Source organism: Arthrobacter sedimenti, from assembly GCF_042652025.1.
In the GTDB taxonomy this organism is placed as follows: Bacteria; Actinomycetota; Actinomycetes; order Actinomycetales; family Micrococcaceae; genus Arthrobacter; species Arthrobacter sedimenti.
On record NZ_JBHSDQ010000001.1, the window covers coordinates 1,057,977 to 1,080,610 of the forward strand.

Sequence of the window (22,634 nt, forward strand, 5' to 3'; positions counted from 1 at the left end):
GGTCTTTCCCTACTTGCCGCGGCGAAGGTCGACGCCGAGGTCCAGGTCCTCGACGCGCACGGGCAGGGACGTTTCGAGGGAGCGGTTGCCGGCAATGCCCACGGACACCGAACGCAGCCCGTCCAGGTAGCCGGAGGGACGGCCCAGCGGATCCTCGCCTGGTCCGTTGAAGAGGTCCGACAGCAGCAGCTCGTCGCCGCCGCCGTGGCCGCCCTCACCGTTGATGATGGGTACCTCGTAGGCGGCTTCCCAGTGGCGCTGCACCACCAGGCGCTCGCCGTTGCGGCGGACGGCGTCCTCTTCCTCCACGGGCGTGGCGCTGGGGTCAACCACGGTCTTCTGGTCCGTGCTGTGCAGGACGGCGGCGCGTTCCACCACTTCGAGTTCGGCCCGGCCCTCGGTGCCGTTGACCGCCACCCGGTAGCCTTCCCACGGGCTGTGCGCGTTCAGTGAGTAGCTCAGGCGCGGGCCGCCCTGGTACTCCACCACCAGGGCGAGGTTGTCCTCGATGGTGATGCCGCTGGTGAAGACGTCCTGGTCGCGGCGGTAGCCGTCGTAGTGCTCGTTGTCCAGGAAGAGGGCCTTGAGCCGCTCGTCTTCCCTCAGGTCAAGCGCAAAGGGATCCTTTTCCCCTGCGGGGGCATCGGCGTCGGGCGTTCCGCGCTCGGGGCGTGGACCCAACCCGCGCTCGGCAGCGTTCTTGTCGCCGTAGAACTTCAGGCCGCCGGAGGCGAAGATCCGCTCCGGAACGTCGTCAATCCACCAGTTGACCAGGTCGAAGTGGTGGGATGCCTTGTGGATGAGCAGGCCGCCTGAATTCTTCTTCTCCCGGTGCCAGCGGCGGAAGTAGTCGGCGCCGTGGACCGTATCCAGCACCCAGCTGAAGTCGACGGACGTGACCTTGCCGATCACGCCGCTTTGGATGATCTCCTTGAGCGCGCTGTTGCGCGGCGAGTAGCGGTAGTTGAAGGTGACCACCACGTTCCGGCCGGTCTCGTGGACGGCCTGGACGATCCGGCGGCAGCTTTCGGCGTCGATGGTCAGGGGCTTTTCGACCACCACGTCAGCTCCGGCGCGCAGTCCCTCCACGATGTAGTCGGCGTGGGTGTAGTCCGGGGTGGTGACGATGATGCGGTCGATGTCGTTGGCCTGGATGAAGGTGGTGAGGTCCGCAGGCTCAAACGACGTCACGGGTCCCGGGGCGCCCAGCTCCTGGATGAGCTTTTGGTAGAACTCCACGCGCCCCGGGTTCACGTCGGAGAACGCCACCAGTTCGGCGGTGTCCGCGTGCTTGCCGAAAATGGCGCGGATGTACATCTCGGATCGCCCGCCGGTGCCGATCAGGGCTATGCGGGCCTTCCGGCCGTCCCCGGCGAAGGTGGCTGCTGCGGTGTCCGTGCCGGCGGCGGTGCCGGGCCGGGAGGCAGCTGCAGCCGAAGTGGTCTCGGCAGTGTTGACCATGGTGGGTCCCTTTCGAAAAGCTCATTACCCGGCCGTGGGAGCGGCCGCTGACGTTCGGCGGTGGCGCCCGGGGGCACCAGATGAGAAAGCGTTTTCTCGCTTCGCTATAGCAGTTGTATCAATCCCCTTGTGGATACGTCAACCACTCCGGGGACTGGAAGAAAGCGTTTTCTAGCGCTTGGATCCGCCTTGCAGCCGGGGGTGCCGGGAAAACAGTGGGAAAAGAAAGAAATCGCTTTCCCGAAGCCGTATATGCTGTCCTTCAAAGCACCTGCCTTCCGGTCTGCGCGCTCCCGGTCACCGACCGTTCCGGAGGACGCGGGCGGGCGGCGTAAAAGAAGGGTTCCCTATGGCCAGGAAATCGGCAAGCGGCCGGATCGGCATTGCGGATGTCGCCGTCAAGGCGGGAGTTTCCCATGCCACCGTCTCCCGCGTCATGAACGGGAACTTCACCGTGGATCCGGACATTGCAGCCAGGGTCCGTGCCGCCGCCGCGGAACTGAAGTACCAGCCCAACCCGGTGGGGCGCAGCCTGGCGCTTGGCAAGACGGACACCATCGGCATCGTGGTGCCGGACCTGGCCAACCCCACCTTCCAGGAGATCCTCCGCGGCCTCAGCCGGGCTGCGGCCCAGGACGGCTACCGGGTCCTCATTGCCGATTCGTTCGAAGTCTCCAGCGAAGAGTCCATCCTGGCCGGCGAAGCCCGCCGGCGCTGTGACGGGCTGGTCCTCTGCGCTCCGCGCATGTCGGATGCGGAACTGGAAGAGATCGCGCCCTCCCTGCACCCGCTGGTACTGATCAACCGCACCACCGCCACCCCGGGCGTGCCCAGCCTGGTGGTGGACTACGGCCAGGGCGTGCAGGATATCGCCGGGCACTTGGTGGAACTGGGCCACACCCGCCTGGCCTTCCTCGCAGGGCCGCCACGCAGTGCCTCCAACGAGATGCGGCTCAGGGGCCTGGAGACCTTCAAGGCCGCCCACCCCGAGGTTGAGGTGACCATGCTTGAGGGCGGCTCGGACTTCGACACCGGCCATGAAGCGGTGGACGCCGTCCTGGCGAGCGGGGCCACCGGCATCCTGGCCTTCAACGACCTCGTGGCCATGGGCCTGATGAGTGGCCTGCACGAGCGGGGCCTTGACGTCCCCGGCGACATCTCCGTGACCGGCTTCGACGACATCCCCTTCGCCAGGTACACGACGCCGGCACTCACCACAGGTGCGGTTCCCATCAGCGAACTGGGCGAGCAGGCATGGCACCAGCTCCGGGCACTGATCCGCAAGGAAGGGAACGAGACATCCGGCAGCCGCTACCAGCCCCGCCTGGAAGTCAGGGCCAGCACGGGCCCCGCCAAGGCGCCGCGCAGCACAGTCCACGGCTGACCCCAGATGACACCCGGCGGCAGTCACGCCTGGCCCATGGGCCGCGACCTGCCGCCCCGCGAAGCTACCCAATCCCAGAGGAGGAGCAATGACGCACACCGTCCAGCCCAACAACCCCGAGGCTACCCCGGCGCCGGACGCCACGGACATCCCCGCAGCGCCGGCACCTGCCAAGGATCCGTCGTCGTCCGCCTTGCCCGCGGCACTCAAGCGCCGCGTCCCCAAGTACTCCGACCTGGCACCGCTGATGCAGTTCAAGAAGCCCGAGTTCAGCAGGGAAGCCCGGTTGAAGCGGGCCAGCACCATCTGGGAGCTCCGCGAGATGGCCAAGCGACGCACGCCCAAGGCACCCTTTGACTACACGGACGGCGCGGCCGAAGAGGAGATCACGCTCCGCCGCGCCCGCCAGGCGTTCCTGGACATCGAGTTCCGGCCGGGCATCCTCCGCAACGTCTCCACGATCGATTTGAGCACCGAGATCCTGGGCAAACCGTCCCGGCTCCCCGTCGGCATCGCCCCCACCGGGTTCACCCGCATGATGCAGTCCGAAGGTGAATATGCCGGCTCGCAGGCCGCCGAGGCTGCAGGCGTCCCCTACACCCTGTCCACCATGGGCACAGCCTCCCTTGAGGACGTCGCCGAGGCTGCTCCCAACGGTCGCAACTGGTTCCAGCTGTACCTGTGGACGGACCGCGACCGCTCGCTGGAACTCATCGATCGTGCCGCCAAGGCGGGCAACGACACCCTCATGGTCACCGTGGACACCGCCGTGGCCGGCGCCCGCCTCCGCGACGTCCGCAACGGCATGACCATCCCGCCGGCGCTGACCCTGAAGACGGTCCTCGACGCGTCCTACCGCCCGGCCTGGTGGTTCAACTTCCTCACCCACGAACCGCTGACGTTCGCCTCACTGTCCCGCTACACCGGCACCGTGGCGGACCTGATCAACTCCATGTTCGACCCCACGCTCACGTTCGGGGACCTGGACTGGCTGCGCGAAACCTGGAAGGGCAAGCTGGTGGTCAAGGGCATCCAGACCGTGGAGGACGCCCGCCGCGTGGTGGACCACGGCGCCGACGGGGTGGTCCTCTCCAACCACGGCGGCCGCCAGTTGGACCGCGCGCCCATCCCGTTCCATCTGCTGCCCGAGGTCAAGCAGGCGTTCACCACCGACAACAGCGATGCCGCCATCGTCCTGGACACCGGCATCATGAGCGGCGCAGACATTGTGGCCGCGCTGGCCATGGGCGCGGACTTCACCCTGATCGGCCGTGCGTACCTTTACGGCCTGATGGCGGGCGGCCGGGCCGGCGTGGACCGCACCCTCCAGATCCTCGAGAAGGACATGGCCCGCACCATGGCCCTCCTGGGCGTCAGCCGCGTTTCCGAGCTGACCCCGGACCACGTGCGGCTGTTGGGCAAGTAACCCCTACTTCTTGCGGCCAAACTTGGGCAGGTTGGGGAGGTTCGCCAGCAGGTCGGCGGCCTTGGTGGCGGCACGGCCGACGGTGCGTCCGATCTGCTGCGGAACGCTGTCGTCGCTCAGCGGCGCGGCGGTGCCGCCAGGAATCACGACGGCGGGGCTCAGCTCGGCGCCTTCCCGCACCAGGACAGGCGCCGGGACTTCCTCCCGGGCCGGCTGCGCAGGTTCCAGGGACCGTGGCGCAGACGGCAGCGAGGCTGCCGCAGCGGCGACGCCCTCCCGCAGGTGGGCAGGGATTGCCTGGCCGGCGGCTGCCTGGTCCCGGCCGGTTGGTGACGCGGCGGCTTTGGCGCCGGTGCCGACGTCGAACGTTTCCAGCCAGGTGGCGATGCCCTCCAGCGGGCCCCGGTTCAAGGCGTAGTACCGCTTCTGGCCCTGCGCGCGCATGCTGACCAGCTGCGCTTCTCGGAGGACTTTCAGGTGCTTGGAGATGGTGGGCTGGCTAGCCGCCAGTTCCTCCACCAGTTCCCCCACGGCTTTGTCTCCTGCCCGGAGGGCCACCAGGATGTCCCGCCGCGTGGATTCCGCTATGACGGCAAATACGTCGTCTGTCACCATGCCTCCCACCCTAACGACATATACGCCGAAAGGCATCAACTATTTCGGCTGACGCAGGTCGAGCCGGCTAGTCGAACCAGGGATCGAGGCCGTGCAGCGGGAACACCGCCTTGCGGGTGGCCATCACCGTGCGGTCCACGGCGTCATTCGGGTCGAAGCCCACTTCCCAGGAACGCCACCACAGCTCCACGTCGTCGCCCATGAGGGCGGGCGCTTCCCTGCCGAACTTCTCCGCCACGTACTGCCGCCAAACCTCGGGCACAGGTGTCCGCAACGGCACGGGCCGCCCCGCGGCGATGGCCACCAGGTGGCTCCAGGCCCGCGGCACCACGTCCAGCACGTTGTACCCTCCGCCGCCTGTGGCGATCCAGCGGCCGCCGCAGTACCGCTCGGCCAGATGCCCGACGGCGCTTGCCGCCTCCCGCTGTCCATCCACGCTCAGGTTGAGGTGTGTGAGGGGATCGCTGCGGTGGGAGTCGCAGCCGTGCTGGCTCACGATCACCTCAGGTTCGAAGGCACCCACCAGTTGCGGCACCACGGCGTAGAAGGCGCGCAGCCAGCCGGCGTCGGAAGTGCCTGCCGGCAGCGCGACGTTCACGGCTGTGCCCTCCGCCGCCGGGCCGCCGATCTCGTTGGCGAACCCGGTTCCGGGGAAGAGAGTCAGGCCTGTCTCGTGCAGCGAGATGGTGAGCACCCGGGGATCGTCCCAGAAGATGTTCTGCGTGCCGTCCCCGTGGTGGGCGTCAACATCGACGTAGGCCACTTTGGGCACGCCGCCGTCGAGCAGCCTCTGCACGGCGATGGCAGCATCGTTGTAAATGCAGAACCCGCTGGCCCGCTCCCGGGCCGCGTGGTGCATGCCGCCGCCGAAGTTCACGGCATGCACGGCAGAACCCTCCAGCAGGCGCTGGGCTGCGAGCAGTGAGCCGCCCGCCAGGCGCGCAGCGGCTTCATGCATGCCGGCAAAGGCTGGATCGTCCTCGGTTCCCAGCCCGCGGGACTCGTCCGGCTGCGAAGGGTCCGCACTGACGCGGCGGACAGCCGCCACGTAGTCGGGTGAATGGACGCATTCCAGTTCAGCGTCCGTTGCCACCTCGGGTGCCGCCACGTGAACGTGGTCAAGGTCGAAGATCCCCAGGCTCCGGGCAAGGCGGGCCGTCAGCTCCATCCGCTCCGGCGCCATGGGGTGTCCCGGGCCGAAGTTGTAGGCTGTCATGTCAGGACTCCACGCCACCACCGTTGGCGGCGCGGGTTGGCTGAGGCCGGGCAGGTATGTCATCAATCACAGGCTACCCGAGCCAGGCCTGCCGTCCGCCCGGCCATGGAGGGGGCTTGCGTGGTTTACTACTGAAGGAAGCCGTTTCAACCGAGGAAAAGCCATATATGACGCAGAGCCAGTCGAGGCCCCGGACCCCGGCCACCTGGCACCCCCCGGCGCAGGAGCGGGAGGGCCTGTGGATCTTCACGCGGCTGCGGGACTTCATCGACGATATTGCCAACACCTCTCCCGCACGGCTGGCCCTGACCGCGTTCGCCGTGGTCTGCACGGTGTTCACGTTCCTGCTGTCACTGCCGGTCTCTTCGGCTGACGGAACTCCGACCCCCGTCCACCAGGCGCTGTTCACTGCGGTCTCTGCCGTGTGCGTCACGGGACTGACGGTGGTGTCGACGGCGGTCCACTGGTCCTTTTTCGGCCAACTGGTGATCCTGGTGGGCATCTTCATCGGCGGCCTGGGCACGTTGACCCTGGCCTCGCTGCTGGCACTGATGGTGAGCAAACGGCTGGGCGTCCGGGGCAAGATCATCGCCGCGGAATCCATGAACAGCGCAGGCCGGCTGGGCGAGGTGGGTACCCTGCTGCGGATCGTCATCACCACCTCCGTGGTCATCGAGGCGGTTCTGGCACTGACGCTGATCCCCCGGTTCCTCACGCTGGGTGAGCCGTTCTGGCAGTCCGTTTGGCACGGCATCTTCTATGCCATCTCGTCGTTCAACAACGCCGGTTTCACGCCGCACTCGGACGGCATCGTCCCCTATGAGACGGACCTGTGGATCCTCATCCCCCTCATGGTGGGGGTCTTCCTGGGCAGCCTGGGGTTCCCCGTGGTGATGGTCCTGCAGCAGAACGGCCTGAACTGGAAGAAGTGGAACCTCCACACCAAGCTCACCATCCAGGTGTCGCTGATCCTCCTGGTGGTGGGGGCATTCCTGTGGGCGCTGATGGAGTGGGACAACGTCCGGACCATTGGTTCCATGAGCGTGGGCGACAAGGTCACCCACGCGCTCTTTGCCTCCGTGATGACCCGGTCGGGCGGCTTCAACCTGGTGGACCAGAACCATATGGATTCCACCACCATGCTGCTGACCGACGCCCTGATGTTTGCCGGCGGCGGTTCCGCGTCGACGGCGGGCGGCATCAAGGTGACCACCATCGCCGTCATGTTCCTGGCCATCATTGCCGAGGCCCGGGGCGATGCCGACGTCAAGGTGTACGGCCGGACAATTCCCCAGGGCAGCATGCGGGTGGCCATCTCCGTGATCGTCGCCGGCGCCACCCTGGTGTCAGTGTCGGCGTTCCTGCTGCTGCACATCAGCGGCCAGTCCCTGGACCGCGTATTGTTCGAAACCATCTCGGCGTTCGCCACGGTGGGGCTCAGCACCAACCTGAGCGCCGAGGTGCCCCCTGCCGGGGTCTACGTCCTCACGGTGCTGATGTTTGCAGGCCGTGTGGGTACCGTAACCCTCGCCGCGGCGCTGGCCCTGCGCCAGCGCAGCCAGTTGTACCACTACCCCGAAGAGAGGCCGATCATTGGCTAGTTCCACAGACGCCGCCCGGCGCCCCGCCCACAACGCGCCGGTCCTGGTGATCGGGTTGGGCCGCTTTGGATCGTCCACCGCAGAGCAGCTGGTAAAGCAGGGCCGGGAAGTACTGGCCATCGAGCGGGACCGGAACCTGGTGCAGAAATGGGCGCCCCTCCTGACCCACGTGGTGGAGGCCGACGCCACCAACATCGATGCGCTCCGCCAGCTCGGCGCCCAGGAGTTCAGTTCCGCCGTCGTGGGCGTGGGCACCTCCATCGAGTCCTCCGTGCTGATCACCGTCAACCTGGTGGACCTGGGCATCGAGCACCTCTGGGTCAAGGCCATCACGCCCTCGCACGGCAAGATCCTCACCCGGATCGGCGCCAACCATGTCATCTACCCCGAGGCCGATGCGGGGGTGCGTGCGGCGCACCTGGTGTCCGGGCGCATGCTGGACTTCATCGAGTTCGACGACGACTTCGCCATCGTCAAGATGTACCCGCCGCGCGAAACGGTGGGCTTCACCCTGGACGAGTCAAAGGTCCGCTCCAAGTACGGCGTGACCATCGTGGGCGTGAAGTCCCCGGGTGAGGACTTCACCTACGCGCGGCCGGAGACCAAGGTGTCCTCCCGGGACATGCTGATCGTCTCCGGCCACGTGGACCTGCTGGAGAGGTTCGCCGCCCGGCCCTAGCCGAGCTGCTTGGTGATCTCCGCCGCGCGGTCGGCTGCCGCCTTCGCGCCGGCCGCGATGATGGCAGGGATCCCCTGTTGGTCGAACGTGGCGATGGCGCGCTCGGTGGTGCCGTTGGGGCTGGTGACCGCCTTGCGCAGCGCTGCGGGGTTTGCGCCGGGTTCGGCGAGCATGAGGCCTGCCCCGGCCACCGTTTCGCGGGCCAGCAGCAGGGACAGTTCGCGGTCCAGGCCCAGCTCCTCGCCTGCGTTCGCCATGGCCTCTGCAAGGTAGAAGGCGTAGGCCGGCCCTGATCCGCTGATGGCCGACAGCGCATCGACCTGCTCCTCGGGGACCTCAACGACGGTTCCGGCACCCCGCAGGATGTCCTTGACCAACTGAAGCTGTTCCGGGGTGCAGTGCGTGCCCGGCGAGACGGAGACGACGCCGCGGCCCAGCTTTGCCGGGGTGTTGGGCATGGTCCGGATTACCGGCTGCCCGGCGGGCAATGCGGCCTCCAGCTGGGCGATGGACACGGCCGCGGCCACGCTGACCACCACGGTGTCCGGCGACAGGGCAGGGCTGATCTCCCGGGCAAGGTCCGTGATGCCCACAGGCTTGACGCCAAGGATGACGACGGCGGATCCCTTGGCGGCCTGCCTATTGTTGTCCGGCTCTTCCTCGCCCGCGATGGCGGTGATCCCTTGGTAGCGTCCGGCCAGTTCCGAGGCACGCTCGGCGCGGCGGACGGTGGCCACCACGTCCCCGGGATCGGTTCCTGCCTTCAGCAGGCCGCCAAGAATGGCTTCGTTCATGGATCCACAGCCAAGGAATGCGATTCGGTTGCTCATGCCTCCCATCATTGCAGCACGCACGCATTCACAGGCAACTCCCATCTTCACCGCAGGCAGCACACAACTTGCGGCCCTAACGTAGTTATTACCTCATTGAGGGTGCGAGTGATGCGGCAGGCATGGGGATGCCTGCCAGGGCACCGGCGGCGCGGCAACAGGTTTTCCCCCATTTTCCTGTTGCCCGCCCCGGTGCTTCCGCTTTTAACCGGCAGGTTCTTACCGCCAGGCTTCAGGCATCGAAGCGCGCGGGCAAGCAGTAAAGCGGTGAGGCTAGACGGTTGCGTCCACCGATTGCGCGGCGGCCACGTGGGGTGCCGGCTGGAGCGGGCCGGAAAACACCAGCTGGTCCAGGCGCCGCAGGATGAGTCCTTCACGCAGGGCCCACGGGCAGATGCGCAGCTTCTTGAACTTGAACATCTCCAAGGCGGCCTCCGCCACCAAGGCGCCGGCGAGCAGCTGGTGGGCCCGTGCCTCGGAGACGCCGGGAAGGTGGAGCCGGTCTTCCGAGCTCATGGCCGAGATCCGCTGGGTCCAGATGCCCAGGTCCGAGGCATGCAGTTCACGTTTGACGTAGGGGCCTTCAGCACTGGGGGCGGCGCCGGCGATCCGGGCGAGGGACCGGAAGGTCTTGGACGTACCGGCCACCACGTTTGCCCGGCCCAGGCCGTCGAATTCCCGCACGGCAGGCTTGAGCGTGGCCCTGATGTAGCGGCGGAGTTCTTTGACGCTCTTGGCCGACGGCGGGTCGTCGGCGAGCCAGTCCCTGGTGAGCCTGCTTGCGCCCAGCGGCACGGAGGTGGCCACCTCCGGCAGTTCGTCCTGGCCGAAGGCCATTTCGAAGGAGCCGCCGCCGATGTCCAGGTTCAGGATGGGACCGGCGCCCCACCCATGCCAGCGCCGGACGGCGAAGAACGTCATGGACGCTTCCTCGCTGCCCGTGAGCTCCTGGAGGGTCACGGTGGTTTCGTGCTTGACCCGGGCCAGCACAGCGGGGCCGTTGGTGGCTTCGCGGATGGCTGACGTACAAAAGGCCAGCAGGTCCTCGGCCTTGTGCCGGGCAGCGAATTCCCACGCTTCCAGCACGAACTCGGTCAGCTCGTGCTGGCCCTCGTCGCTGATGCTGCCGTCCGGTTCCAGGTACTGGACCAGGGACAGCGGCCGCTTGTGCGACGCGAACGGGACCGGCTGCGCGCCGGGGTGGGCATCCACCAGGAGCAGGTGGACAGTATTGGAACCAATATCGAGGACGCCTAGACGCATGGGGACATTATTGCTCGTCAGCGCGCTTGAAGTCGCGCCGGATGTTGGCAACGCCCTCCGGGTTGATCTCAAAGCCGTAAGCGGCTCCTGGGTTGATCACCATGCCCAGCTCATCGCCGAGGTTGGCGATGATGGCTGCCCCCTGCGTGCCCAGCACGTTGGGAGCGGCTTCCAGGTACTGCTGGTCCACCCTGCTGGGGTGCGAGAAAACGGCAAGGACGGGGTCGCCGTCGGCGTTGGCCAGGACCAGCGGCTCCACCTGGGAGTCCATGCCTTCCACGGTGTCCGAGCTGATGATGTAGACCTCGCTGTTGAGGAACGACAGGATGACGTCCACGGGGTTCGCGTCAGGCTGTCCGCCGGTGGCGAGCTTCTCCTCAAGGTCGTTGAGCGGGTTGGTGTCGTCGATTCCCTGCTGTTCAGTCATACGACTAGCCGATCACGATCCGCTGGCCGGCGCAAACGCGCCGGCCAGGATGCTACTTCTTTGCCGTTGCCTTCTTCTTGGCCGGCGCCTTGCGGGTGGCGGTCCGCTTGACCGGGCCCTTGGCGCGCTTCTCCGCCAGCAGCTCCACTGCCTGCTCCCGCGTGAGCTCCTCGAGGGAGGTGGCGCGGGGAACCGTGATGTTGGTGATGCCGTCGGTGATGTAGGGTCCGAACCGGCCCTCCTTCACCACAATGTTCTTTTCCGACACCGGGTCCGGCCCGAACTCGGCCAGCGGCGGCACCGCGGCACGGGCGCCGCGCTGCTTGGGCTGGGAGTAGATCTCCAGTGCCTGCTCCAGGGTGATGGTGAAGATTTCCTCCTCGGAGCCGATGGAGCGGGAGTCCGTTCCCTTCTTCAGGTACGGGCCGAACCTGCCGTTCTGGACCGTGATGAGGTTGCCTTCGGCGTCCTCCCCCAGCGCGCGGGGAAGGCTCATGAGCTGCAGTGCCTCGTCCAGGGTCACGGACTCGACGGTCATGGACTTGAACAACGAGCCTGTGCGCGGCTTGGCCTTGACCGGCTTCTTGGGCGGCTTGGGCTTGCCGTTCTTGTAGTACTCCAGCGGCTGCTTGGCCAGTTCCTCGTCCGTCATCTCGGGGATGATCTCGGTGACGTAGGCGCCGTAACGGCCGTTCTTGGCCACCACCGTATGGCCCGTGTGCGGATCGGCGCCGAGCACGCGCTCCTCCGGCGCCGCCGTCTCCATCAGTTCGATGGCTTTGGCAGCGGTCAGCTCGTCGGGCGCCAGGTCCTCGGGCACGTTGGCGCGGGCCGATTCCACGATCTCGCCGGTCTTCGGGTCCACGACGGCGGCCGAGCTTTCCAGGTACGGGCCGAACTTGCCCACCCGGAGCGTGATTTCGTCCGTGATGGGGATCGAGTTGATTTCCCTGGCGTCGATTTCGCCCAGGTTGTTGACGATACTCAGCAGGCCGGGATCGGAGTCCTCGCCGAAGTAGAAGTGCCGCAGCCAGGAGGCACCGGCTTCCTGGCCGTTGGCGATCTTGTCCAGGTCGCCTTCCATGTCTGCGGTGAACTCGTAGTCCACGTAATCGGAGAAGTGCTGCTCCAGCAGGCGGATGACCGAGAAGGCGATCCAGCTGGGTACAAGTGCTGAGCCCTGCTTCCGGACGTAGCCGCGGTCCTGGATGGTGGAGATGGTGGAGGCGTACGTGGACGGGCGGCCGATGCCCTTCTTCTCCAGTTCCGCGGTGAGGGACGCTTCCGTGTAGCGCGGCGGCGGGGAGGTCTCGTGCCCCACGGCCTGGATGTCAGCTGCGGTGAGGGAGTCGTCCTTGGCCACGTTGGGCAGCCGGCGGGCTTCGTCGGAGTCGTCGTCGCCGCGGGTCTCGTCCTTGCCTTCCTCGTAGGCGGCCAGGAAGCCGGGGAACGTGATCACGGTGCCGGAGGCGGAGAACTCGGCGTCCCGGCCGTCGGTGGACACGGCACCGAGGCGGATGGTCGCCGTCGAACCCTTGGCATCGCCCATCTGGGACGCGACGGTGCGCTTCCAGATGAGTTCGTAGAGGCGGAACTCGTCCCCGGACAGCTGTTTCGCCACCTGGGCCGGCGTGCGGAAGGAGTCACCTGCGGGGCGGATGGCCTCGTGCGCTTCCTGCGCGTTGGCGGCCTTGTTCGAGTACACGCGCGGGGACTGCGGCACGTATTCCGGACCGTACAGTTCGGACGCCTGCCGGCGGGCTGCGGTGACGGCCTCGTCGCTCAGTGCGGAGGAGTCGGTACGCATATAGGTGATGTAGCCGTTTTCATACAGCCGCTGGGCGATCTGCATGGTGCTCTTCGAGGAGAAACGCAGCTTGCGGCCGGCCTCCTGCTGCAGCGTGGAGGTGGTGAACGGCGCGGCGGGACGGCGGGTGTACGGCTTGGTGTCCACTGAGCGGACGCGGAAGTCCGCGTTCTGCAGGCCGGCCGCCAGGGACGTTGCCAGTTCCTCGTTGAGGTGGGCCACGTTCCGCGAGGTGAGCTCGCCGTTGTCGTTGAAGTCGCGGCCCGTGGCCACCTTGGCGCCGTCCACGGCGGCCAGCTTGGCCTTGAACGAGCCGGACTCGGCGCCGAACTGGCCGGTCAGGTCCCAGTAGGAGGCAGCCTTGAAGGCCATGCGTTCACGTTCGCGGTCCACCACCATGCGGGTGACCACGGACTGCACGCGGCCGGCGGACAGGCCGCGGGCCACCTTGCGCCAGAGGACGGGTGAGATTTCGTAGCCGTAGAGGCGGTCCAGGACGCGGCGGGTTTCCTGGGCGTCCACCAGGTCCTGGTCCACGTCGCGCAGGTTGCCCATGGCGCGCTGGATGGCTTCCTTGGTGATTTCGCCGAACGTCATCCGGTACACCGGAACCTTGGGCTTGAGCACTTCCAGCAGGTGCCACGCGATGGCTTCGCCCTCGCGGTCCCCATCTGTTGCGAGATAGAGTTCGTCGGCGTCCTTGAGGGCGGCCTTAAGCTCGGTGACCTTTTTCTTCTTGTCCGGGGACACCACGTAGTAGGGCTTGAAGTCGTGGTCGATGTCGACGGCGAACTTGCCCACCGAGGTCTTCTTCAGCTCTGCAGGCAGTTCGGACGGCTGCGGCAGGTCCCGGATGTGACCGATGGAGGCCTCCACGATGAAGCCCTCGCCGAGGTACTTGGCGATGGTCTTGCTCTTGGCCGGAGACTCCACGATCACGAGTTTCTTGCCGGTTTTGGCCTTGCTTGGCACGGTGCTCCTACAGAAAAAGATTGCTGGGGCAGATGAGCCCATGTTCGCCTAGTTCACCATATTTTGGGGAATCGTGCGCATTCATGTGGAAAAGACGGGGCTCCATTGCGGGCTTACGGGGGCATCCCGTCAGGCAGTCATCCCGGCCGGGAGCAGGAAGCCGTCGCGGACCAGATTGGCCACGTCGGCGAGCAGCGCGCCCTGGAAGGACCCGCCGTCGAACGCTTCCTCCCCGGCGAAATCCCCGCCCAGGAGGGCCTCCAAGGCGCCGGCAATCTGCCCGGCGGTAAGGTCGCCGTCGCATGCCGACACGAACCCGGCCAGCTCGGTGCTCATCAGGTTGGTACGGCGCAGTCCGGCACCCTGCCGGAGCAGGATCACGCCGGGGTGCTCGGCGCCGGGACGCTGGTGGCGTTCCTCGGTTACGTCGTCCGCCACGAGCAGGTGCGTGTTGCCAAGATCATGCGCCGCAAGCCAGTCGCAGCGTTCGATGGCGGCACCCAGGTGGGGGCCGATGGGCTGCTCAATGGGGTAGGTGATTTCCTCGAAGCGGCTGACGGCGGCCGGCGCACCGTCGGCGGGACGCCGCAGCCACACCATACCGAAGCCGATCCCGGTTACATTCCTGGAGGCAAAATCCGCGAGGTAGGCCGCGTACGCCTCCCGGTAGTGCTGCCGGTCGCGGGATTCCGAGGCGTCCTGCAGCCAGGTCTCGGCGTATTGTTCCGGGCTGACCTGCTCGCGCTGGATGAACCAGGCGTCCGTGCCCGGCTGCACCCACGACCTGGGCCGTTCGTCCCAGCCGGCGCCCGCCGGGACTTCCCAGTTTCCCAGCATCTGGGCCCAGCCGCCGGGCGCCAGGATACCCGGCAGCTCTGCCACCAGGGACGCGACGATCCCATCCCCCGCCAGGCCGCCGTCGCGGTAGGTGAACTGGTCCGCCGCATCCTCGCCGGCGCTGCGCGGGGTGATGACGAACGGCGGGTTGGAGACCACCAGTCCGAACTCCTCCCCGGCAACGGGCTCGAGGAGGGAGCCCAGTCGCAGGCTCACCCTGTCCTCAAGGCGGTCCGGATCCACCGAGAGGGCTTCCGCGTTAAGCAGGATGTTGAACCGCGCGTAGGCCAGGGCCCGCTCGGAGATGTCGGTGGCGGTGACGTGCTGGCAGTGGTGCAGCAGGTGGAAGGCCTGGATGCCGCAGCCGGTGCCCAGGTCCAGGGCGCGCTCGGTGTGGCGGCGGATGGTGGTCTGAACCAGGGTGGTGGATGCCTGCCCGATGCCCAGGACGTGGTCGTGCCGCAACACGCCCGCCTGCTGGTGCGCGGCGAGGTCGCTGGCCACCCACAGCTCCGCGCCGCCGCTGCCGTCATCATTCTTGTCCCAGCCATATGGCCGCAGGTCCGCCTTGGCGGTGAGCAGCGCCGAGCCGGGGACGGGCTGCACCAGCCCCAATTCCAGGAGCCCTTCGACGCCGGTTCCCGGCAGCGCGCCGTCGAGCGTTTCCCGCTCCTGCGGCTCGGCGAGCAGCCACAAGCGGACGACGGCGGCAAGCGGCGCCACGCGGCTGTCCTCCTTTACAGCCTGCTCGGCAGCAAGCAGCGCGGGAATGATCTGGTCCCGGTTCAACGCGGCCGAGCCTGTAGGACCCAGGAGCCGGGCGACGCCGTCGAGCGTGTAGTCCAGGCGGCGCAGGTCCGCAGCAAGCGCGGCCAGCAGTCCGGGGAGGTCGCTGCGGGGGGCGTCGGGGATGTTGCCGGCGGTGAACTCGTAAGGGGATCTAGGCACCGCCCAAGTTTAGTCCGGCATGGCTGCGGGGTACGGTGGAGCCATGCCTTCCCGCCTTTCCCTCATGCTGCGCGCCCGCACGGACGTTACAGTACGCCGTTCGCTGCCATGCGCCGCGGTCGCCGCGGTGCTCGGCTTTGCCCTGGCGGGATGTTCGCCGGTGAACCCGGTGGAAAACGCTGACGTTCCGAAGTGGCAGGCCACTGCCCTGCCCTCGTCCCCGGCTGGTGTTGTGCTGCAGGACTCGGGGAAGATCCTCAACCGGGACCGCATTGTGCAGGAAGCCGCCAGGGTGCCCGCGGGCAGCTACACCCTCACCGCCGTGTGCGACGGCACGGGCAAGGCATTCTTCGCAGTGTCGCTGGACGGCAAGGCCGTGGCCGAAGCCGGGGCAGCCTGCAACGGCCTGCAGGAATCCACCAGAATCACCTTGCCCGCCTCCGGACGCGTCGAAATCAGCACCTCCAGCGTGGACGCCCCGCTGCTCTACGCCTACCGGCTGGTGCCCGCGAAATAGCCCCTCCTCCGGCTCTGGCCCGCCGCCCGCTGCGGGCATAAAGTCGGACTATGCCCAGCGTGCGGGGAAACTCCGCGCCCCTTACCCGAGGGACAGCACGGGCGCCCCTGGCACCGAAGCCGGCGGCCGCCGTCGCCCTTGGACTTGTGCTTGCGGCAGGTGCGCTGGTGGCCTGTGAATATACGTACGACGACCGGGCCGGCAGCGCGCAGGGCACCGCAACCGTCGCCCCGGCGCCGGCTTTCACCCGTGACCCGCTGCAGCAGGATCCCGTCAGCGACGCCGAGCTTGGCGACTGGGTGTCGCGGGCACTGCCGGACAGCACCGGTCCCGTGGTCCAGTCCGGTGCCGGGCTCCTGGGCGCCGGGGAGGTGCGGAACGTTTCGTCGCCGGTGCTGGAGACCGGAACCTACATCCTGGCCATCGCCTGCCGAAGCCAGCGCCGGGTGACCTTCACCGTGCGCACCGAGACCCTCACCCTGGTGGACCTGGGCCTGCGGTGCGGCATCAACCGCGAAAACGTCATCTATCTGTCCACGGACAGCGTCTTAGCGGTCAGGGTGGAGGCCAGGACCCCTGCCAACTACGCCTTCCGCGTGCGCCGGCTTTGATCTTCTTCCAGGCGGGGCTGCCTGACGGGGCTGCTACTCGCGCTGCTACGCAGCCGCGCAGCCGTCCGGGCAACGGAGGGTTTCCGGGCTGGCGGCGCACTCGGCGCAGTACAGCGTCAGGGTCCGGCAGCTGGGGTTGGAGCAGTTCTCGAACTTGTTCGAGGGCGCGGAGCAGCGGGCGCACTCACCGATGGTCTTGGCGTCCTCGCTGAACTCCAGGTGCATGCGCTTGTCGAAGACGTAGAGCGAGCCTTCCCAGAGCCCCTGGTCCTTGAATGCTTCGCCGTACCGGACGATGCCGCCGTCCAGCTGGTACACCTCTTTAAAACCGCGGTTCACCATCAGGCTGGAGAGCACCTCGCAGCGGATGCCTCCGGTGCAGTAGGTAACCACGGGCTTGTCTTTCAGGGCGTCGTACTTGCCGGACTCCAGCTCCTTGATGAAGTCGTGGGTGGTTGCCACGTCCGGGACCACGGCGTCCTTGAACCGGCCAATCTGGGCTTCGAACGCGTTCCGGCCGTCGAAGAACACCACATCCTCGCCGTCCTTTTTCCTGGCCTCGACGAGTTCGTGCAGCTGCTCGGGCTTGAGGTGCTTCCCGCCGCCCACCACACCGTTGGCGTCCACCTTGAGTTCCCCGGGGGCGCCGAAGGAGACGATCTCGTCCCGCACCTTCACGCTGAGCCGGGGGAAGTCCTCCGCACCGCCGTCGGACCATTTGACGTCGATGCCGCGGAAGCCGGGGTATTCCCGGGTGGTTTTGACGTACTGCTTAACGGCGCGGATTTCCCCGCCCACGGTGGCATTGATCCCGTCCTTGGAGATGAGGATGCGGCCGGTCAGGCCCAGCTTCTCGCACAGGGCGCGCTGCCAGAGCCGCACCGCATCGGGATCGGCGATGGGGGTAAAGCCGTAAAAGAGCACAATCTTGTTCAAAGCCACGTATTTAAGGGTACCGGCTGGGCTGCCTGCGCCTGCCAGCCTCCGTACAGCCCGGACCCTGGTGCTCATCACAATTGGATAAGCACTTCCGCACCCCCTGTTGCTGGCGATCGGGCTGGAATAGTGTTCATCCCATGAGTCCGGAAACCCTGGTTGAAGACATCACTGGCCTGCTCGAGGTGTGGGTTGCCGGCTGGGCGGGATGTCGCGGCTACCGGACCTCCACGGAGGGCCGTTTCCCTTCCGCGCTCCGCGCCGACACCAGCGGGGAGTGGGAAGTCTTCGCGTCCGAACCCACCGCGGACGAGTTCGCCGCACTGGCGGCCAAGACGGCCGAATCCCCGGCCCGCGTGCTCACCATCCTCACCAACGACCCCTCCCGGTATATGGATCTGGCTGCCCGGCACAGGCTGAACGTCACCTCTGACACGCAAACGATGATGATCGTGGACATGGAGACCCAGGACGCCGAGGACCCCTGGCTTTCAGACGATGACCTGAGCCTGTCCACCTTCGAGCAGGACGGCGTCCACTATGCGGAGGTCCGCTCCGGAGACGCCATCGCGGCCAGCGGCCGGGTGTTCGTGGTGGGTGATACCGCAGTGTTCGACAAGATCATCACCGAATCCTCGTTCCAGCGCAGGGGCCTGGGCAGCTTCATCATGCGCGCCCTGGCGGCCCAGGCCTTCGGCCACGACGTGCGGACCGGTCTCCTGCTGGCTTCGGCGGACGGGCAGAAGCTCTATTCACACCTCGGCTGGACCACGGTGGCACGGGTCCTGATGCTCTCGGCGTCCCATGAGGGCGCGGACCTCTCGTTGAGCTGAAGCTGCCTGCCGGCCTTTTCCCGTCGGCGAACCTTGGCTGTGCATAAGGCGCCGGATGAAAGAATGGTGGGGTGAACCCCCATGACTCCCTGATTCCTCTGCTGGGCCGCGGCCCGGACCCGGAACAGCTCCGTCATGTCCGCACCATCCCGGCGCGGGAGGCGGTCCACGCACCATGGCCCGCATGGCTGCATCCGGACATCGCTGAGGCATACGGCTCCTTGGGCATCCGGGAGCCATACCTGCATCAGGTGGATGCGGCCAACGCAGCCCACTCGGGCGGACACGTTGTGGTGGCCACCGGAACCGCGTCCGGAAAGTCGCTGGCATACCAGCTGCCGGCGCTGGATGCGATCCACCGGTCCGAGCTGCGGGTGCTCGCGGACCCGGGGAAAATCCACGACGACGGCGCCGTCACCCTCTACCTCTCCCCCACCAAAGCGTTGGCGGCCGACCAGTTGAACGCCATCCGTGCCCTGAAACTGCCCACCGTCCGGGCCGAAACCTATGACGGCGATACTGATCCGGCCGCGCGCCGGTGGATCCGGGACCATGCCAACTTCATTCTGGCCAACCCGGACATGCTGCACTTTGGCATCCTTCCCAACCACGCCTGGTGGGCAGGGTTCTTCCGGCGGCTGCGCTATGTGATCGTGGACGAGGCCCACAGCTACCGCGGCGTGTTCGGATCGCATGTGGCCAACCTAATGCGGCGGCTCCGCAGGATTTGCGCCTATTACGGGGCAGGAACCTCATTCCCGGAGCCCGTCTTCATTGCGGCCTCCGCCACCGCTTCCGAGCCCGATCTCTCCTTCGCGCGTCTCATCGGCGCCCCCGTGAAGGCGGTGTCCCGCGACTGTTCGCCCCATGGGGCCACCACTGTGGCGCTGTGGGAACCGGCGCTCACAGACATCCGCGGCGAGAACGGAGCCACGGAGCGGCGAACCGCGGTTGCCGAGACCTCGGACCTGCTGGCCAACCTGGTATCAGCCCGGATCCGCACCATTGCCTTCATCAAGTCCCGGCGCGGGGCCGAGACCATCTCCGCCATCACCAAACGGCTCCTTGACGAGGTGGACCCCAGCCTGCCCCAGCGGGTGGCGGCCTACCGTTCCGGGTACCTGCCGGAGGAACGCCGTGCGGTCGAGAAAGCCCTGCGTTCGGGCCAGCTGCTGGGCGTTTCCAGCACCTCCGCGCTGGAGCTGGGTATCGACATCTCGGGCCTTGACGCGGTCCTGGTTGCAGGCTGGCCCGGGACGCGCGCATCCATGTTCCAGCAGATAGGCAGGGCCGGCCGGGCGGGCCAGGAAGCCATCGCGGCGTTTGTGGCCAGCGACGACCCACTGGACACGTTCCTGGTGAACCACCCGGAAGCGATCTTCGACGTGTCGGTCGAAGCAACCGTCTTTGACCCGTCCAATCCCTACGTTCTCGGGCCGCACCTGTGCGCGGCGGCTGCGGAACTTCCGCTGGGACCTGGCGAGCTTGACCTCTTTGGCGGAACGGCCGAAATGCTCCTGGACCGTTTGGTGGCACAGGGCTACCTCCGGCGGAGGCCCGCGGGCTGGTTCTGGACCCACTCGCAAAGCGCTGCGGGCATGGTCAGTCTCCGGGGTGACGGCGGTGGGCCGGTCAGCATCGTCGACGCCGAGACCGGTTCCCTCCTGGGAACCATGGACTCGCCCCAGACCCACTACCAGGCGCACACCGGCGCGGTTTACGTCCACCAGGGCGACACCTACGTGGTGGAGGATCTGAACGAAGACGACCACTGTGTCATGGTGCGCCGGGCAAATCCCGACTACTACACGACAGCACGGGACGTGACCCAGATCGAGGTCCTGGACTCCGTGCGGACCATGCAGTGGGGCGATGTGACTGTCCACTTCGGCGACGTGAAGGTCACCACCCAAGTTGTCTCCTTCCAGCGCAAAGCCTTGATTTCCAACGAGGTCCTGGGTGAAGAGCCGCTGGAACTGGGCGCACGTGAGCTCTTCACCAAGGCGGTCTGGTTCGTGGTGGACAACCGTTCTTTGACGGGGGCGGGACTGATTGAAGCGCAGTTTCCCGGTGCCCTGCACGCCGCGGAGCACGCGGCAATCGGACTCCTGCCCCTCGTTGCGTCCAGCGACCGCTGGGACATCGGCGGGGTTTCCACGGCGCTGCACGCCGACACCGGCGTGCCCACCATCTTCGTGTATGACGGGCACCCCGGCGGCGCAGGGTTCGCCGAGCGTGGTTTCGACAAGGCCATGGTGTGGCTCGCGGCCACGCGGGACGCCATCAAGGCCTGCGAGTGCGACTCCGGCTGCCCGTCCTGCGTCCAGTCCCCCAAGTGCGGAAACAAGAACAACCCGCTGGACAAGGCTGCAGCGGTGACCCTTCTGGATGTCCTGCTCAAGGACGCCACGGAAGCCGTGCCGGTGGAACAGGAAGCCAGGAGCTGACTCCTGCAAGGCCGCCTTTCCTATGGTGGAGGCCCTGCCCGGGCACGACCGGTGGCTGCACCCAGCAGCGAGCGCTCGCCAAGCTCGGTCCGCACCTCAATGGTTTGCCCGGCCCCCTCAGTGCAGCTGATGACCGTCGCCGCGTGGCGTGCTGCCACGTCGGCGGCAACCGTGCAGGGCTCACCGCTGCTGATGCCGCGAAGTGCGTCCGCCGCAGCAAGCGCGGACAGGTCCGCAGCTGCAGCCGCCCGGCTTGCGAGGACAGCTGACTGGGCCAGCAGCAGCATGACCGCCATCGCCGTGATGACCACAAGCGCCAGCCCTGCAGCCAGAACCGTCCCGGAGCCGCGCTCACGGCCATCGTCGACTCCTGACCGCCGCCACCCGGGAGCGGGCCCGGACTGCCCGCTCTGGGCCCAACGGCAACGCCAGGCTGGAGCCCTGCGGAACCGCCTGGTTGGAGCGCGGCAGCACCCGGTTGGGGACCGTCTGCAGTGCCTTGTTGGAGCGCGACCGGGGAGTGAGGCGGAGCTGCCCTCTTTGCCCACCGGACGTAGTAGCTTGGCTTTCCCCATCATTTGAGCCCTGTGCCCTCGGTCAGGCCACCGCCAGCACCGCCGGCAGTTCCGGTTCCTGCGGTTTCACTGCGTGTTGAGGCACGGGCGGTGAGGGTCCACGGGATGGAGGATCCCAGGGGCCCGGGCACCTTGTCCGTCACGGTGATGCTGAGCCACTCTCCGTCGGCAGATATGGAGGCGGCCGCCGACCCACCGGCAAGCGTCCGGACTGTCCGTTCCACCGCCGCCGGGTCATCGCCCCGAGCCAAGGCCCTGGCGCCGGCCCGGGCTCCCTCTTCGATGCGCAACTGCGTCATGCCGGCGGCGGCACCGGCAAGCAGCATGGCCAGCAGCGCCAGCACGGCGGGAAGTGCCACGGCAAACTCCGCCGTCACCGCACCCCGTGCTTTGGCCGCTCTGTCCAATGTTCCCCTGTCCGACATTCCCCTGCCCCGTTGTTTGCTTCCTTGCCCGCTGACTGCCCTATTGACGGTGATACCACTGCGGGCCACCTGGAACCCGGACACCAAGCTTCCGGCGACCCGGCTGCAGGCCACGCTGCGGCCGGCAGCCGGAAAGGACCCCCGGCCGTGACGCATACTCTGCACGAGGCTGACGGCAAGTACTGGCGTCACGGCAGCGCCAAGGCGGTGCGGATGAGGTTGAGCAGGAACCCCCGAACCTCATCGCTCCGGAGGATAAACACCAGCAGCCCGGCGAACCCAACCGCGGCCAGGGTAGCGATGGCATATTCCGCCGTGGCCATTCCGGCCTCAGAACACATCAGTCTTGCGTTGCGTGCGGCCTTGGATGGGACATCTCTAGGACCGGAGGTGGGCGGGTGAAAAGTTGCACCGGACTCGACTGGGCGGGTCCCCACCGAACAAGTAAACGAATAAGTAGCAGCCACGCCATGCCCCACTGAATCGAGGCAGAGCTCCACGACGTTGCCTGGCAGCGGAACGGATGTGGTCCGCGCTGAAGCGGTGGTGCCTGATGCCTTCATGGAAAGTGCGTCGGCGAGCGATACAGGCGCGAAAGCGCGCGGGGCGCCGCTGATGTTGCGAAGGCGACCGTCTCCCCGCCCGGGCTGCAGCAGGCCGGGCCGCAGGCCGCAAGCAGCGAGCGCGGAAGTTCCGGCGGAGTAGTTGGCGGAGTAGTTACGGCGGCGGTGGTTGGTGGACATGTGGTTTCCTTTCGGTTGTTCGCCGGGGGCTTTGCCGGCTGCCTTTGACTCTTCCCGGCGTAGCTGTTGCCGGTAAGGGAA

At 67.1% G+C, this 22,634-nt stretch carries 20 protein-coding genes; 8 read left to right on the plus strand and 12 right to left on the minus strand.

Annotated features, from left to right (window positions below):
* Positions 1-9: 9 nt before the first annotated feature.
* On the minus strand, positions 10-1,461 hold the full coding sequence (locus ACFO0G_RS04990) for a Gfo/Idh/MocA family protein (protein ID WP_286399038.1): 1,452 nt from the start codon (positions 1,459-1,461) through the stop codon (positions 10-12).
* 349 nt (positions 1,462-1,810) lie between these two features.
* On the opposite strand from ACFO0G_RS04990, the gene ACFO0G_RS04995 reads away from it, so the two are divergent.
* Together ACFO0G_RS04995 and ACFO0G_RS05000 are read left to right on the plus strand one after the other, a co-directional pair.
* The gene (locus ACFO0G_RS04995) at positions 1,811-2,845 is read left to right on the plus strand and encodes a LacI family DNA-binding transcriptional regulator (RefSeq protein WP_286399041.1); all 1,035 of its coding nucleotides are present in this window, start codon (positions 1,811-1,813) and stop codon (positions 2,843-2,845) included.
* Positions 2,846-2,933: 88 nt separating this feature from the next.
* Positions 2,934-4,271: an alpha-hydroxy acid oxidase gene (locus ACFO0G_RS05000; RefSeq protein WP_286399044.1), complete on the plus strand. Its 1,338-nt coding sequence runs from the start codon at positions 2,934-2,936 to the stop codon at positions 4,269-4,271.
* 3 nt (positions 4,272-4,274) lie between these two features.
* Here the strand turns inward: ACFO0G_RS05000 and ACFO0G_RS05005 are convergent, their stop codons facing one another.
* Together ACFO0G_RS05005 and ACFO0G_RS05010 are read right to left on the minus strand one after the other, a co-directional pair.
* The gene (locus ACFO0G_RS05005; RefSeq protein ID WP_286399045.1) at positions 4,275-4,886 is read right to left on the minus strand and encodes an ArsR/SmtB family transcription factor; all 612 of its coding nucleotides are present in this window, start codon (positions 4,884-4,886) and stop codon (positions 4,275-4,277) included.
* A 67-nt stretch (positions 4,887-4,953) separates the two neighbouring features.
* Positions 4,954-6,165, minus strand: a complete 1,212-nt coding sequence (locus ACFO0G_RS05010) for an acetoin utilization protein AcuC (protein WP_286399046.1) — start codon at positions 6,163-6,165, stop codon at positions 4,954-4,956.
* Between the two features lie 104 nt (positions 6,166-6,269).
* Between ACFO0G_RS05010 and ACFO0G_RS05015 the strand changes: the two genes are divergently transcribed.
* Positions 6,270-7,703, plus strand: a complete 1,434-nt coding sequence (locus ACFO0G_RS05015; protein WP_286399049.1) for a TrkH family potassium uptake protein — start codon at positions 6,270-6,272, stop codon at positions 7,701-7,703.
* Positions 7,696-8,382 carry a potassium channel family protein gene (locus ACFO0G_RS05020; protein WP_056328631.1) on the plus strand — a complete coding sequence of 229 codons (687 nt, stop codon included), beginning with the start codon at positions 7,696-7,698 and terminating at the stop codon, positions 8,380-8,382. The genes ACFO0G_RS05015 and ACFO0G_RS05020 overlap by 8 nt, the downstream gene beginning before the upstream one ends.
* Here the strand turns inward: ACFO0G_RS05020 and proC are convergent.
* The 5 genes from proC to ACFO0G_RS05045 all read right to left on the minus strand — a co-directional run bounded on the left by proC (position 8,379) and on the right by ACFO0G_RS05045 (position 15,466).
* Complete coding sequence (gene proC / locus ACFO0G_RS05025) at positions 8,379-9,212, minus strand: pyrroline-5-carboxylate reductase (RefSeq protein WP_286399052.1); 834 nt, start codon at positions 9,210-9,212, stop codon at positions 8,379-8,381. The genes ACFO0G_RS05020 and proC overlap by 4 nt on opposite strands.
* A 273-nt stretch (positions 9,213-9,485) precedes the next feature.
* Positions 9,486-10,475: a Ppx/GppA phosphatase family protein gene (locus tag ACFO0G_RS05030; RefSeq protein WP_286399053.1), complete on the minus strand. Its 990-nt coding sequence runs from the start codon at positions 10,473-10,475 to the stop codon at positions 9,486-9,488.
* Positions 10,476-10,482: 7 nt separating this feature from the next.
* Positions 10,483-10,902 (minus strand): SseB family protein, encoded by a 420-nt coding sequence (locus ACFO0G_RS05035; RefSeq protein ID WP_277796907.1) that lies wholly within the window; start codon positions 10,900-10,902, stop codon positions 10,483-10,485.
* Positions 10,903-10,954: 52 nt separating this feature from the next.
* On the minus strand, positions 10,955-13,681 hold the full coding sequence (gene topA, locus ACFO0G_RS05040) for a type I DNA topoisomerase (protein WP_286399061.1): 2,727 nt from the start codon (positions 13,679-13,681) through the stop codon (positions 10,955-10,957).
* Positions 13,682-13,810: 129 nt separating this feature from the next.
* Entirely contained in the window at positions 13,811-15,466 is a 1,656-nt protein-coding gene (locus tag ACFO0G_RS05045; protein ID WP_286399063.1) for a N5-glutamine methyltransferase family protein, read from the minus strand.
* 43 nt (positions 15,467-15,509) lie between these two features.
* On the opposite strand from ACFO0G_RS05045, the gene ACFO0G_RS05050 reads away from it, so the two are divergent.
* Together ACFO0G_RS05050 and ACFO0G_RS05055 are read left to right on the plus strand one after the other, a co-directional pair.
* Positions 15,510-15,983, plus strand: a complete 474-nt coding sequence (locus tag ACFO0G_RS05050; RefSeq protein WP_286399065.1) for a hypothetical protein — start codon at positions 15,510-15,512, stop codon at positions 15,981-15,983.
* 50 nt (positions 15,984-16,033) lie between these two features.
* Positions 16,034-16,594: a hypothetical protein gene (locus ACFO0G_RS05055; protein WP_286399068.1), complete on the plus strand. Its 561-nt coding sequence runs from the start codon at positions 16,034-16,036 to the stop codon at positions 16,592-16,594.
* A 45-nt stretch (positions 16,595-16,639) separates the two neighbouring features.
* On the opposite strand, the gene trhO is transcribed toward ACFO0G_RS05055, so the two are convergent.
* Positions 16,640-17,536 carry an oxygen-dependent tRNA uridine(34) hydroxylase TrhO gene (gene trhO, locus ACFO0G_RS05060; RefSeq protein WP_286404586.1) on the minus strand — a complete coding sequence of 299 codons (897 nt, stop codon included), beginning with the start codon at positions 17,534-17,536 and terminating at the stop codon, positions 16,640-16,642.
* Between the two features lie 134 nt (positions 17,537-17,670).
* Between trhO and ACFO0G_RS05065 the strand changes: the two genes are divergently transcribed.
* A complete protein-coding gene (locus tag ACFO0G_RS05065; protein WP_286399071.1) occupies positions 17,671-18,363 on the plus strand; it encodes a GNAT family N-acetyltransferase in 693 nt (230 codons plus the stop codon).
* A gap of 71 nt (positions 18,364-18,434) precedes the next feature.
* Entirely contained in the window at positions 18,435-20,810 is a 2,376-nt protein-coding gene (locus tag ACFO0G_RS05070; protein ID WP_286399073.1) for a DEAD/DEAH box helicase, read from the plus strand.
* 20 nt (positions 20,811-20,830) lie between these two features.
* Here ACFO0G_RS05070 and ACFO0G_RS05075 read toward each other — a convergent pair whose 3' ends face one another.
* The 3 genes from ACFO0G_RS05075 to ACFO0G_RS05085 all read right to left on the minus strand — a co-directional run bounded on the left by ACFO0G_RS05075 (position 20,831) and on the right by ACFO0G_RS05085 (position 22,553).
* Positions 20,831-21,388, minus strand: coding sequence for an Rv3654c family TadE-like protein (locus tag ACFO0G_RS05075; RefSeq protein ID WP_350310795.1), 558 nt, complete (start codon positions 21,386-21,388; stop codon positions 20,831-20,833).
* Positions 21,385-21,744, minus strand: coding sequence for a TadE family type IV pilus minor pilin (locus ACFO0G_RS05080; protein WP_376976623.1), 360 nt, complete (start codon positions 21,742-21,744; stop codon positions 21,385-21,387). The genes ACFO0G_RS05075 and ACFO0G_RS05080 overlap by 4 nt, the downstream gene beginning before the upstream one ends.
* A 254-nt stretch (positions 21,745-21,998) precedes the next feature.
* Positions 21,999-22,553: a DUF4244 domain-containing protein gene (locus ACFO0G_RS05085; protein WP_376976624.1), complete on the minus strand. Its 555-nt coding sequence runs from the start codon at positions 22,551-22,553 to the stop codon at positions 21,999-22,001.
* Between the last annotated feature and the right edge of the window lie 81 nt (positions 22,554-22,634).

What these genes read in the sequence shown, in the direction of transcription:
- ACFO0G_RS04990 (WP_286399038.1), bottom strand. Translation starts at nt 1,461, where the DNA reads ATGGTCAACACTGCCGAGACCACTTCGGCTGCAGCTGCCTCCCGGCCC.
- ACFO0G_RS04995 (WP_286399041.1), top strand. Translation starts at nt 1,811, where the DNA reads ATGGCCAGGAAATCGGCAAGCGGCCGGATCGGCATTGCGGATGTCGCC.
- ACFO0G_RS05000 (WP_286399044.1), top strand. Translation starts at nt 2,934, where the DNA reads ATGACGCACACCGTCCAGCCCAACAACCCCGAGGCTACCCCGGCGCCG.
- ACFO0G_RS05005 (WP_286399045.1), bottom strand. Translation starts at nt 4,886, where the DNA reads ATGGTGACAGACGACGTATTTGCCGTCATAGCGGAATCCACGCGGCGG.
- ACFO0G_RS05010 (WP_286399046.1), bottom strand. Translation starts at nt 6,165, where the DNA reads ATGACATACCTGCCCGGCCTCAGCCAACCCGCGCCGCCAACGGTGGTG.
- ACFO0G_RS05015 (WP_286399049.1), top strand. Translation starts at nt 6,270, where the DNA reads ATGACGCAGAGCCAGTCGAGGCCCCGGACCCCGGCCACCTGGCACCCC.
- proC (WP_286399052.1), bottom strand. Translation starts at nt 9,212, where the DNA reads ATGAGCAACCGAATCGCATTCCTTGGCTGTGGATCCATGAACGAAGCC.
- ACFO0G_RS05030 (WP_286399053.1), bottom strand. Translation starts at nt 10,475, where the DNA reads ATGCGTCTAGGCGTCCTCGATATTGGTTCCAATACTGTCCACCTGCTC.
- ACFO0G_RS05035 (WP_277796907.1), bottom strand. Translation starts at nt 10,902, where the DNA reads ATGACTGAACAGCAGGGAATCGACGACACCAACCCGCTCAACGACCTT.
- ACFO0G_RS05050 (WP_286399065.1), top strand. Translation starts at nt 15,510, where the DNA reads ATGCCTTCCCGCCTTTCCCTCATGCTGCGCGCCCGCACGGACGTTACA.
- ACFO0G_RS05055 (WP_286399068.1), top strand. Translation starts at nt 16,034, where the DNA reads ATGCCCAGCGTGCGGGGAAACTCCGCGCCCCTTACCCGAGGGACAGCA.
- ACFO0G_RS05065 (WP_286399071.1), top strand. Translation starts at nt 17,671, where the DNA reads ATGAGTCCGGAAACCCTGGTTGAAGACATCACTGGCCTGCTCGAGGTG.
- ACFO0G_RS05075 (WP_350310795.1), bottom strand. Translation starts at nt 21,388, where the DNA reads ATGATGGGGAAAGCCAAGCTACTACGTCCGGTGGGCAAAGAGGGCAGC.
- ACFO0G_RS05085 (WP_376976624.1), bottom strand. Translation starts at nt 22,553, where the DNA reads ATGTCCACCAACCACCGCCGCCGTAACTACTCCGCCAACTACTCCGCC.